The organism is Megasphaera sp. DISK 18, assembly GCF_001682955.1.
GTDB classification, from domain to species: Bacteria; Bacillota; Negativicutes; order Veillonellales; family Megasphaeraceae; genus Megasphaera; species Megasphaera massiliensis.
Genome location: NZ_LUGJ01000036.1, coordinates 1 through 11,167, shown reverse-complemented (window position 1 = coordinate 11,167; position 11,167 = coordinate 1). Strand labels below are relative to the sequence as shown.

General features: G+C 49.3%; 10 protein-coding genes. 3 read left to right on the top strand and 7 right to left on the bottom strand.

The features are described from left to right. Positions 1-88: 88 nt before the first annotated feature. Positions 89-1,090 carry an electron transfer flavoprotein subunit alpha/FixB family protein gene (locus A0U42_RS08465; protein WP_065360605.1) on the bottom strand — a complete coding sequence of 334 codons (1,002 nt, stop codon included), beginning with the start codon at positions 1,088-1,090 and terminating at the stop codon, positions 89-91. Positions 1,091-1,104: 14 nt separating this feature from the next. Continuing rightward, entirely contained in the window at positions 1,105-1,887 is a 783-nt protein-coding gene (locus A0U42_RS08460; RefSeq protein ID WP_044504004.1) for an electron transfer flavoprotein subunit beta/FixA family protein, read from the bottom strand. A gap of 251 nt (positions 1,888-2,138) precedes the next feature. Here A0U42_RS08460 and A0U42_RS08455 point away from each other — a divergent pair, with 251 nt between their 5' ends. Further along, the gene (locus tag A0U42_RS08455) at positions 2,139-4,064 is read left to right on the top strand and encodes an OPT family oligopeptide transporter (RefSeq protein WP_065360604.1); all 1,926 of its coding nucleotides are present in this window, start codon (positions 2,139-2,141) and stop codon (positions 4,062-4,064) included. A 342-nt stretch (positions 4,065-4,406) separates the two neighbouring features. On the opposite strand, the gene A0U42_RS08450 is transcribed toward A0U42_RS08455, so the two are convergent. Then, positions 4,407-4,751, bottom strand: a complete 345-nt coding sequence (locus A0U42_RS08450; RefSeq protein WP_065360603.1) for a hypothetical protein — start codon at positions 4,749-4,751, stop codon at positions 4,407-4,409. Positions 4,752-4,989: 238 nt separating this feature from the next. Between A0U42_RS08450 and A0U42_RS08445 the strand changes: the two genes are divergently transcribed. Continuing rightward, entirely contained in the window at positions 4,990-5,400 is a 411-nt protein-coding gene (locus A0U42_RS08445) for a hypothetical protein (RefSeq protein WP_065360602.1), read from the top strand. Positions 5,401-5,663: 263 nt separating this feature from the next. On the opposite strand, the gene A0U42_RS08440 is transcribed toward A0U42_RS08445, so the two are convergent. The 3 genes from A0U42_RS08440 to A0U42_RS08430 form a co-directional block, all read right to left on the bottom strand. Further along, entirely contained in the window at positions 5,664-6,086 is a 423-nt protein-coding gene (locus tag A0U42_RS08440; RefSeq protein ID WP_065360601.1) for a YbjN domain-containing protein, read from the bottom strand. 172 nt (positions 6,087-6,258) lie between these two features. Beyond that, positions 6,259-6,840, bottom strand: a complete 582-nt coding sequence (locus A0U42_RS08435; RefSeq protein WP_065360600.1) for a helix-turn-helix domain-containing protein — start codon at positions 6,838-6,840, stop codon at positions 6,259-6,261. A 352-nt stretch (positions 6,841-7,192) separates the two neighbouring features. Then, on the bottom strand, positions 7,193-8,608 hold the full coding sequence (locus A0U42_RS08430) for an MATE family efflux transporter (RefSeq protein ID WP_218055538.1): 1,416 nt from the start codon (positions 8,606-8,608) through the stop codon (positions 7,193-7,195). A gap of 135 nt (positions 8,609-8,743) precedes the next feature. Here A0U42_RS08430 and A0U42_RS08425 point away from each other — a divergent pair, with 135 nt between their 5' ends. Continuing rightward, positions 8,744-9,622, top strand: a complete 879-nt coding sequence (locus A0U42_RS08425) for a LysR family transcriptional regulator (RefSeq protein WP_065360599.1) — start codon at positions 8,744-8,746, stop codon at positions 9,620-9,622. A 216-nt stretch (positions 9,623-9,838) separates the two neighbouring features. Here A0U42_RS08425 and fucO read toward each other — a convergent pair whose 3' ends face one another. Beyond that, positions 9,839-10,990, bottom strand: a complete 1,152-nt coding sequence (gene fucO, locus A0U42_RS08420) for a lactaldehyde reductase (RefSeq protein WP_065360598.1) — start codon at positions 10,988-10,990, stop codon at positions 9,839-9,841. Between the last annotated feature and the right edge of the window lie 177 nt (positions 10,991-11,167).

Sequence of the window (11,167 nt, the reverse complement as noted above, 5' to 3'; positions counted from 1 at the left end):
CTTGACGGGTAGCAGTTCATACGCCATTGTAGAAAAGCTCTTTTATACAGCCTGCTATGACCTGAACGAAAGGCTCACAGCCAGGTTTTTATCCTTTGATCTTGGCAATTTGTTTTTCCAATTCCGGCATAACTTCAAAGAGATCACCAACGATGCCGTAGTGGGCGAATTCGAAAATCGGAGCATCGGGATCTTTATTGACGGCAATGATCAATTCAGCATCCTGAACGCCCAATTTATGCTGGATAGCACCGGAAATACCCATGGCGATGTAGATTTTCGGCGCAATCTTCTTGCCCGTAATCCCGATCTGCAAATCATGGGGAGCCCATTCGTTATCGACGAGGGGTTTGGAAACGCCGAAGGCAGCCCCGATACGCTGAGCAAAAGCTTCGACAGCTTTCATGCCTTCTTCGTTCTGAACGCCGCGGCCGGCGCCGACGACGATATCAGCCGATTCAATGGACAGACTTTCAGCTACGTTTTCGACGGCTTCAAAGTTAGTTACTTTAATGGTCGGAACATCTCCGCTGAAATCGACTTTTTCTTTGATGACGTCGCCCTTGCGGGACGGATCAGCCGGGACACCGTGGAAGATTTTATCGCTGACCGTGCCGAGCTGCGGGCGAGTCGTCGTCTGAATCTTAACCAGGAGTTTACCCGTGAAGGCCGGACGAATCCAAGTAAGCGTATCGTCATCACCTTCGTGGAGGACGTCGATGCAATCGGCAACGAGGCCGACCTTCAATTTAGCCGACAGGCGGCCGCCAAGGTCACGGCCGTTGGGAGAACCGCCAATGAGGATGACGCTCGGTGCGTATTTTTCGACCAAAGCTGCAATGGCCTTCGTATACAAGGCCGAGTCATAGCCTTCGAGTACCGGATCTTCTACGGCGACGACAGCGTCTGCACCATAGGAAATCGCTTCTTCAGCCGCTTTGCTCGTATCGGCACCGACGATATACGCGACGACTTGTTCGCCCTTTTTGTCAGCCAGCTGACGAGCCTTGCCCAACAATTCAATGCTCAGCGTGCTCAAGGCACTGCCGGCAACTTCAATATATACGCTGATGTTGTTTTTTAATTCCATGTTCAGAGCCCTCCTTACAGTAAGTTCTTGGCAGTCAGATCTTTAACGAGATTAGCCGCAAGGTCCGCCGGGGTATTCCCTTCGACCATGATACCGACGGGATTCGGTTCCGGCGCGAACATTTCCGTAACTTTCGTTGCCGAACCGGATTTGCCAACACTTGCTGCATCGAGGCCCAAGTCTTCGATACGCCATACATCGAAGACAGCCTTTTTGGCAGCCATCTTACCGCGGATTTTCGGAGAACGCGGCGTATTGCTCTTATCCGTAACAGAAACGACGGCCGGTAACTGGGCCTGAACCGTTTCAACGCCGCCGTGATTGGCGCGGGTTGCCGTAATCGTCGAGCCTTCGACATTGATGGAATCAGCATAGGAAACGAGAGAGATGTTCAAATACTGAGCAACGGCCGGAGGAATCTGACCCGTATCGCCATCGGTCGAACGTTTGCCCGTGAATACCAGGTCGACGTCGCCGATCTTTTCAATAGCCTTTGCTAAAATCAGGCCCGTAGCTAAGGTATCGGACCCGGCCATGCGTTCATCGGATACGAGAACGCCTTTATCAGCACCGACTGCGATGCCGTCACGCATGACTTCCGCGGCCTGAGCCGTGCCCATGGTGATAAGGGTAACCGTGCCGCCCACTGCGTCTTTGACTGCAATCGCTGCTTCGATGGCATGCTTGTCAACGGGATTTAACATCGACGGAGCACCGACACGGACCAGGTTATTATCTTGCGCAATTTCGATTTCAGAAACTGCCGGAACTTGCTTTACTAAAACTACAATATTCATAGAAGAACCTCCTTTATAAGGACTGTAAGAATAGTGCATTCGCATATTGCGACTCTCTTATGTCCACTATTATACTCTATAATTAAAAATTTATCAATTAAGAATTGTTTTTAATTATATAATTTTATCCGTAAAATTCTCGTAAAGCCATCGTTGACAGACCAGCGTCGTTCTTCTAAAATTAAAGAGTCTATAATGGGTTAATCGTTTGATTTGCCAATGAAACTTTATACTTTTAGGAGGTTTTTCTTATGTCTTCACCAAATTCCGACGGACGACACTATGCCCCGCCCATGGCTCCGGACAGAAGCTATGTTGAAATCAACGCTTACGTCGTCGGCTGGGGGCTCTTTTTTGCCGCCCTCTTCGCCTTAGCCGTCGGCTATCTGTGTCTGAAAATCGGCCAGACCGTCGACGCCTTCGCCCCGGTCTCGGTCCTGGCTATGGGCATGGCCGTTCTCTTCAAGCGCAAAAACGCCTTCCCGGAAACGGTCCACATCCAGGCTATTGCCAGTGCCGGTACCAACATCATCGGCGGCGTCATGTTCATCCTGCCGGCCCTTTTCATCCTGCAGCTTGACAGTCAATTATCCTTTGCCGAAATGGTCATTCCCATCGTTCTCGGCGTCCTCTTGGCCACGACCTTCCGCCGCTACTTCTGCGAAGAAATGGACGCAGCCTACCCCTTCCCGTCGGGTCGGGCCGCTGCTGAAGTCTTGAGCTGCAACGAAGGCTCTAAGGCTAAAGTCATGGTCTTCAGCGGACTCTTGGCCATGGCCTACGACTTTGTCCTCAACAGCCTCGGTTGGTGGCAGGAAGTCTTGTCGACCCTGACCTTTTCCTGGGGCCAGGCGGCAGCCGATAAATACAAATTGGCTTTCAGCCTCGATAACGACGCAGCCCTCCTCGGCATCGGCTACTTCACGGGCCTTCGCTACGCCGCCATCATTGCCGCCGGCTCCTTCTTCTCGTGGTTCGTCTGTATCCCTGTCGTCTACTATCTCGGCGGTGACCACGTCATGACCATTGGCGGCCAGACGGTTCTCTTGGCCAATGCCTCCATTGACGACGTCTTCTCCCAGTACGTCCGCCACATCGGCATCGGCATGCTGGCCATGGCCGGCATCATCGGCCTGGTATCCATGTCGGGCGTCGTCGGCCGGGTCATGAAAAGAGCGGCCCTAGACATGTTCTCATCGAAGGGCGCTTCGGCAACGGATCTTCTCCGTACCCAGCAGGATATGCCCATGAGCCAGATCGTCACCGGGACGCTAGCCATGGATGCCTTATTCATCCTCTTCTTCCATGTCACCTGCTCCCAGAACATCACCCAGACCCTTCTGGCCGGTGCCATCATCATCATCTTTTCCTTCATGCTCTCCGTCGTCGGCATCAGTTCCATCGCCTTTACGGGGAATGAACCGGTCTCGGGCATGACCATCTTTATGATCATCGTATCGGCCGTCCTCATGGGCAACGCCGGCATGAGCGGCAGTTCCGGCATCATCGCCATCCTCATGATGGCCGCCTTCCTCTGCGCCACCTTGGCCGTTGCCGGCAACTTCATGTCGGAACTGAAAGTCGCCTACCTCACGGGCGCCACGCCGAAGAAAATGCAGCAGTGGCAAATCGTCTCCATCATCGTCACCAGCTTCGTCTCTGTCGGTGTCATCTTCCTCTTGAACCACGCCTACGGCTACACCGGCCCCGGTGCCCTAGCCGCTCCTCAGGCCAATGCCATGGCCGCCATCGTCAAACCGATGATGGACGGCGGTGCCGCTCCCTGGCCGCTCTACATGGCCGGCGCCTTCTTCGCCTTCATCTTGTGGATGATGAAAGTTCCGCCGTTGGCCTTCGCCCTCGGCGCGTACCTTCCTATGGAAATCAACACGCCGGTCCTCATCGGCGGTTTAGTCTCTTACTTCGTCTCTCACAGCAGCAAAGACGAAGCCTTAAATGAACTCCGTCTCAGTGAAGGCAGCACCATCGCCTCGGGCTTCGTTGCCGGCGGTGCTATCGGCAGCCTCATCAGCGCTGTCCTCCACATCGGCGGCGTCGACTGGTTCTTAAAAGACTGGGTCACCACTCCGGGTGCCACCTACCTCGGCATCCTGGCCTATCTCGGACTGTGCGCCGTCATCTACTGCGTCGCCTGCCGCATCAAAAAACAGGCTTAACGTGCAGCCTTAACATAAAAAGAATGATCTCCTAACGTCCGTTTTGAAAGACGAACGCCGGGAGGTCATTTTTTATGGCTACTCACTATTTAAATTACATCAAAAGAATCACCCTTGTCCGAATGAGACTGACGCCAACGTATACATCTAGCTGCATTTATTGAATAAGCCTTACATTTTCCCTAAAATTTGCTATACTATAGTGGATAGAGCCCACCACGCATAAGGCGGAAACGCACTGCGGACCATGGTGGGACTTTTTTTTATTTTCCCAGAAAGGGCTCTCCCCATCTTCACGTATGATAAAAAACGCCGACCATCTCACGATGACCGGCGTTCAATTTAGAACGGTGCCCAAGGATTCAGCCAACGATAGACCATCTGATCGGCGCCAAAATGGACAGCAATCATTCCGACGACAAAAACACCGACGGCACAGGTGCCTGCTTTAATCAGATTCTGCTTAGTAGCCAAGCCCTTTACGGCTTCCTTGATATCCTGCATTTCTTCCGCAGCCGTCCTGTTTTCCATGGTGTCGGGCGCTTTCAATTCTTCGACGGCCTCTGCTTTCACTTCCGCAGCACTGCGTTCTTTCAGTTCGTGCCAAACACAGGACTTGCACCATACCTTCCCGTCAAAACGGACAACCTTCTTTTTCTTCCCGCAACAACTGCATTTCTTCTTCATTTCCTGGCTCCCTCCAACCGACAAGGCTCACATCGGCCATCTTTTGTATATATGTTAGATTTATTTTATTATATCATATATATACTTTATATGACAAAGAGAGCGCCGCAAATAGGAGCATCGAATGTACCGTCTTGGTCCTCCTTACCTCATCGCCAGACCCATCCGACATGCTTTCTCAAAACCATTTCGGTGGTAAAATAAAGAGAAAAGACGCATTTCAGAAAGAAGGGTGACCATGAAGCCGAAAAAGGTAGGAAAATCATTTATCAAGCATATCCCTTATATCGAAACCGTCATATTTTCCGATGGCGGCTATTTCAGCGGCCACGAAGTAACGACCGTCCGCTTCCGTAATGACAAGGCCATATATACGAAGAAACGCCGGCCTTTTCCCAATGACAACGACAGCATTCCCCGGGAAAAGATGTCAAAAGCTGAGTTCTTAGAAAAAATCGAAGCCCTTCATATAGAGGACTGGGAAAAAGAATATGAGTCCTACGCCAATGATGGAGAGCAATGGGAATTATCCATCCGTTTTTCCAATAACCATAAAGCCTTAGAAATCTACGGCAACGATGCCTTCCCACCGAATTTCAAACAGTTACAGCAGCTGATGAATAGCCCCTTTGCAGAAGAATCCGAGTAAGAAAAGAAGGCACGACCTAAGCCCAAAGCTCTGTCGTGCCCTCTTTGTCAGTCAACCAGTATGATAAATCCCATTTTTACTTACAAATATGATCAAAGATATACTGCAGAGCCTCTTTAGCCTGGGCATACCGTTCTTCCGTCCCGCTCAGGAGACGGGCAAGAATGGTAAAACCAATTTAATGAGACAGTCATCTAAAACAATCTGTCTCGATGGAACAATAGATTGAACATGAACTTCCTATGAAGAAGTACCTGTTATCTTTATGTCCATTGAAGTTTCATAAACTTAGGATACTCTTCGCCTACATTGCCTACGAGCATAAAAGTCATATCCAGAAGAAATGCGGGATCAAAGTGATCCTTGATAAACAATGACCACTGCATGACAACATCGCCTGTATCTCTGACGAAAAACTTGCCAAATCGATACTTTAGATTGAGTTCATTAATCAATTCCAATAAATTTTCTCGTTTTGAAGAATCTTCTATCTTGGCAATATCAAAAATTCTCACGTCTACAAAATTTTCTTCCTCTGGGAATTCAAAAACCACCGTAAGTAACTGATTGTCTTTAATCTCGTGTTGAGCAATAAACCCCCGCGTCACGCCCTCCTTATCGGTGAGCTCGCGATAGCGATATTCTCTTTCATCCAGATGATCTCTAAATAAATCCAGTTTACTCATCGTTACCTCCATGATAAAAACAAATACGTATCATAACTTTTATTGCTTTTATCATAACACAAATAACACAGAGTCGTAAATATACGTACAAATTTTCCTAAACAAAGGCCTCCTGAGAGTTAACTTTTTAGGGCTAACCCTAAGGAGGTCAAGGACAGAAAAAACAAATTCACTAGACATGTATCTTAAACAAGCCGTCGCGATTGCAGTAGGCATAGATAAAGCCATGGCCCCGGCTCATGAACCGGCACTGCGCATCCTGTTCAGGATAGAGCTTAACCAAGGTATAGCGGTCAGCTGTTACATAGGCCATAAAGGAAATATAGTGCTCCTTAGTCATGGGATGGTCAATGTGAACGAAAAACTCATGTTCGATCATGTCATAGTTGATTTGATGAGTTGAAGAAGCGTCTTCCACCGTAAGGACCGGCAATTTGACGCCGCAGCAATTATAATCGCCTTCGCCGAAGGTGGTGATGATATTGCCGCAAATAGGACAGGCGTAAAACTTAAGTTTTTTCACATTGGCCGAGCGGTTATCATTGACGGCATATTCACCGGCAAAGAGTTCTGCCACCGAAATACCGAGGGCTTCCGCTAAGGGGGCTACCAAGGTAATATCCGGCAGGCCCTTCTCGGTCTCCCATTTTGAAATCGTCTTGTCGCTGATACGCAGTTTCTCAGCTAATTCTTTTTGCGTGAGATTCCTTTTTTCACGCAGTTCTTTCAACATCGTTCCTGATATATAGTTCATACATTACACCTCTTTCCGTTACTATGATTATCTTAAAATAAAAGGGGCAATAATACTACCTACGCAGCGTAGAATCGTCTCCCCTCCGAAAATAAGCAGCTCAACAATATCACTCCTTCGACGAAGAAAGCCCGTACTTAACGGCACCGGATTCTAAAGTAATCCGCCGGCTATTCCGTATTTGCAAAAAACTCAATATTTATATTAAAGTCCCTTGTCATGAATGACAGCTTACATTCTTATCCTACAAGAAAAAGACGCATAATAACAATTCGTCTTACGCGTCTTTTCTATAAGCTTTACGTAGGTATTTTCATTTCTCACCATCATGAATAGCTCATATCGATTCTACTCAGCCTTCATAAGCCAGTTTTTCCGTCCCACGTCCTAAACGGTGTGTCGGACGATACCATAAGAGCAGGGCAAAAATGCAGACGGCGGTGACGGCCAGGCTGACCGGATAGGCCATCATGATCCAGTAAAAGTCATGGTACCGAGGAAAGACGGCAAAAATCCAAAAGAGACGACTGCCGCAGATGCTGATGGTCGTAACGGCTGCCGGCAATAAGGAAATGCCGAAACCGCGCATATAACCGGACATATTTTCATACAGAACGGAAAACACATAGGCAAAGAAGATCATCTTCAAACGGAGCATGCCCAGTTCAATGACGGCCGGATCCGGAGAAAAGAGGGATAAGAGAAAGGGTCCGAACGAGAAAATCAGGAACACGGCGGCGACAGATGCGATGATATCTTCCAAGAGAACAATCTTGAAAATGCGGCGGCAGCGGTCGAGCTGACCGGCCCCGTAGTTTTGGCCGACAAAGGTCGTGCAGGCCTGACTGAAAGAATTGAGCAGGTCATAAGTAATCATTTCAAGGTTAAAAGCTGCGGCCGAAGCGGCGATGGCATTCGTCCCAAGGCTATTGATGGCTGCCTGGATAACGATGTTGGCCAAGGTAAAGACGCCGCTTTGAATGCCTGCCGGAAGTCCGATGGCGATAACCGAACGGACGCAGTCCCAATGAATGCCGATAGCTTTGATCTGCAGCTGAATGTAGCGCTGGGGCCGCATCAACAAACGAAACAGGATGATGGCACTGACGGCGTTGGCCAATACCGTCGCCAAGGCGGCACCGGCGACGTGCAGGTCAAGGACAGCGACGAAGAACAGGCAGAGAATAATATTCACCAGTTCCGATACGATGAGTACCTTTAAGGGCATGCGCGTATCGCCGACGCTGCGAAAGATGGCCGATTCAAAGTCATACAGCATGATGACCGGTAGTCCTAAGAGATAAATTCGTAAAAAGAGCAGCGCCGACGGCAAGACATCAGCCGGTACATTGAGAGAACCGAGAAGCGGTGCCGCCACGCCTTCTCCAATGAGGGCCACGACGACGCCGATGACTAAGGCCATGACGACGGCCGTGTGTACCGTATGGGTTACGGTCAGGCGGTCCTTACGGCCGATGGCATTGGCAATGACGACGTTGACGCCGAGAGCCAGGCCGATAAAAAGGTTTAGAATCAAGCCGATAATCGGGATATTGGCCCCGATGCCGGCGACGGCAATGGTATTGGCGGCGCCGCTGAAATGACCGACAACGGCCAAATCAGATGCCAGGAAAAGTTGTTCCAAAATAACAGTTGCCGCTACCGGCAAAGCAAACATAGGGATTTTATCCCAAAGAGAACCGTGCAGCATATCAATTTTAAACATTTTTTGATTGACGCGATGTGTTGTATTTGTTTCTTCCATCATAGGTCTCCTCCTAACGACACTCATTATAGTGCCGAAAGCTTTTCATAGCAAAGACCTATAAACTATCATTATCATAGTTTACAGCAATGATACGTCATGCTACAATGATCCTGAAACAGAAAGGAGACTTCGTTCATGGATATTCGTGTCCTACGTTATTTCCTGGCCACAGCCAGAGAACAAAATATCACCCGAGCCGCCGAAACCCTGCACATTGCCCAGCCTTCCCTCTCTAAACAGTTGATGGAACTGGAAGCGGAACTTGGAAAACAACTGCTTATACGGGGCAAACGACGCATCACCCTCACGGCCGACGGGATACTCCTGCGAAAGCGGGCCGAAGAAATCGTCGCCCTCCTGGAAAAGACGGAGCAGGAAATCGCCTCGACAGACCAGGATATTACCGGCACCGTCTCCATTGGCGGCACACCGCGCCAAGGGGTCCTCGAAGCGGCATCGGCCCTTCACCAGCAGTATCCGCAGATCCGCTTTTCCTTTCGCGTCGGCGACGCCCCGGATATTACCGAACGCCTCGATCACGGCAGCCTGGACTTCATCGTCCTCCTCGACCGGCCGGATAAGGCCGCTTACGATGCCCATCCCCTGCCCGATATCTCCCAATGGGGCCTGCTCATGAAAAAGGACGATCCCTTGACCCAAAAAACAGCCGTCACCCCGGAAGACCTATGTGGCCGCCCCTTGGTCATCGCCCAGCGAGAAGGCATCCGGCAAATGCTCTTCGACTGGGCCAAACCGGTCTCGGACCAACTGGACATCATCGCCACCTATAACGTCATGAACGGCACGCCCGTTCCCTTCGCCCTCTACACGCCGGGCCTGGTCCTCATCATCCGTGACCTGTTGTCTCCGACCATCGACCCGGCCGTCGCCTTCCGCCCCCTCGATCCGCCCATAAAAACCAGCCACTACCTAGTCTGGAAACGCTACCCGGTCTTTTCGCCGGCCAGTCAAAAATTCTTAGAAACGGTCTATCGCCTCTATCCCAAAAAGTAACTTCATACTGGTACTGCCTAAAGAGAAGGCACTGCACAGGTCGTCAAAATATTTCGATGCCACCAAAACACGTCTTCATGAGTGATTCATGAAGAATACCAAACAACCTGCCTTCTGTGCCAAAAGAAAACTCCCTTTTAAGCAGACCGGTTATCCTTGATTAACCGATCCGCTAAAAAGGGAGTATGTTCTTTATATATCTGATAGGGCTCTATATTAGAGAATCGACTTATAGAGGGCTACAATTTGAGATTTTTCGACGTCTCTCGGGTTCCCGGGAGTGCAGGCATCGGCCATAGCCGAATCGGCTAAGAAATCGATGTCTTTTTCCTGAACGCCAAGGTCGGAAAGTTTGCGAGGAATACCGACATCGTCTGCTAATTGTTGGCAGGCATCGATGGCGGCTCGGCGGTATTCGTCTTGACTCATGGTATCGACACCGGCAACACCCATCGCCCGGGCAACTTCACGATACCGTTCCCCCGTTGCGGAAGCATTGAAGGTCAAAACCGGTGCCAAGAGGATGGCACAGGCCACACCGTGAGGGATGTCGTAAAAAGCACTCAAAGGATGGGCCATCGAATGGTCGATCCCCAGGCCGACGTTAGAAAAGCCCATGCCGGCAATGTATTGGCCAAGAGCCATTTTTTCGCGAGCCTCCATATCCCCTTCAACGGATTTCCGCAGCCAGGTGCTAATGATTTCAATGGCTTTCAAATGCATCATATCCGTCATTTCCCAGGCATTCTTGGTAATATAGCCTTCAATGGCATGAACTAAGGCATCCATACCGGTAGCTGCACAAAGTTTTTTAGGCATGGAAGCGACCATATCCGGATCAATGACGGCTACGACAGGAATATCATGGGGATCGCAGCAGACAAATTTACGATGCTTTTCAGGGTCTGTAATGACATAGTTAATCGTAACTTCAGCTGCCGTGCCGCTCGTCGTTGAAACGGCAATGATCGGTAGGCACTTGTTCTTCGTAGGCGACGCCCCTTCAAGACTCCTGACATCGGCAAATTCCGGATTCGTCAAAATGATGGCAATCGCCTTTGCCGTATCCATAGCGGCTCCGCCGCCGACAGCGACGATGATATCGGTCTTTGCCTCTTTACAAAAAGCTACGCCGTCCTGAACATTCTGAATCGTCGGATTGGGCTTAATCCGATCATAAACCGTATACTGGATGCCATTTGCATCAAAAAGATCGGTAATCTTTGTCGCTACTTTAAATTTCATTAAATCCTTGTCGGTAATGACCGTAACATGCTGACAGCCGCGGTTTTTAACTTCTGTGACGATTTCCTGAATAGCCCCCTTACCAAAGTATGATGTTTCATTTAAAGTGATCTTATTTGCCATCTTGCATTCCTCCTACAACTTGTATAAATTATTTTCATTAATATATATGTAATTATCATGCCAATCAAAGGCAAGAATACAGATAAAATCACTATATTGGCTAGTTTATGCGTTATTATATTTTTTTAACGAACATCTTTAGGAGAAACGAAAAGAAAAAAATCTCAAAAGTCTCAA